General features: G+C 62.2%; 1 protein-coding gene. It reads right to left on the reverse strand.

Annotation, left to right across the window (positions count from 1 at the left end; genetic code table 11):
- Positions 1-182: 182 nt before the first annotated feature.
- Positions 183-582: transposase (locus XH98_RS12900; RefSeq protein WP_271618804.1), on the reverse strand; the 400-nt coding region annotated here is incomplete at its 5' end.

Consider the following 582-nt stretch of genomic DNA (forward strand, 5'->3'; position numbering starts at 1 on the left):
CTTGGTTGCGTGAAAACGCTTCAGTGCGGGGTGACGCGGCCGTGAACGGCTCCTGTGAGGGCCAGCTGGCGGCAAAGTGGCATATTTTCTGGCAAGGTGCCGGAAGCCGGTCTATTGGCTTCCCTTGGTCACTGTGATCGATCGATAAAGGTTGGCGGCACGCGCACGACAGCGCTCCTGCCTCATGCCTGCATCGCCGCGATCAGCGCACCGACACCCATGATGTTCATTGCGCGTGTGAGATTGTAGGCGAGCACGTGCAGCGCCATCTCGGCGGCGACCTTCGGCAACCGCTTCGTCAGGAAGTGGGTCGCGCCCATGCGCATCTTCAGTGTGCCAAACGGATGCTCGACCGTCTCGCGACGGCGACGCATCGCCTGAGGATCGGCGTCGAGCCGCCTCTGGGCATCCTCCATGACGTGTTCATGTTCCCAACGGGAGATGACGCGGTTCTTGGCCGTGGTGCAGCGCGCCTTAAGCGGGCAGCTTCCACAAGCTTTCGTGGCGTAGCGCCGAATGGTGCGTTCGCCATCCACTGTTGTAAGCCAATACGCCAGCAACTGGCCCGCCGGGCAGCGATAT

The sequence above is a fragment of the Bradyrhizobium sp. CCBAU 51745 genome (assembly GCF_028128715.1).
Classification (GTDB): Bacteria; Pseudomonadota; Alphaproteobacteria; order Rhizobiales; family Xanthobacteraceae; genus Bradyrhizobium; species Bradyrhizobium manausense.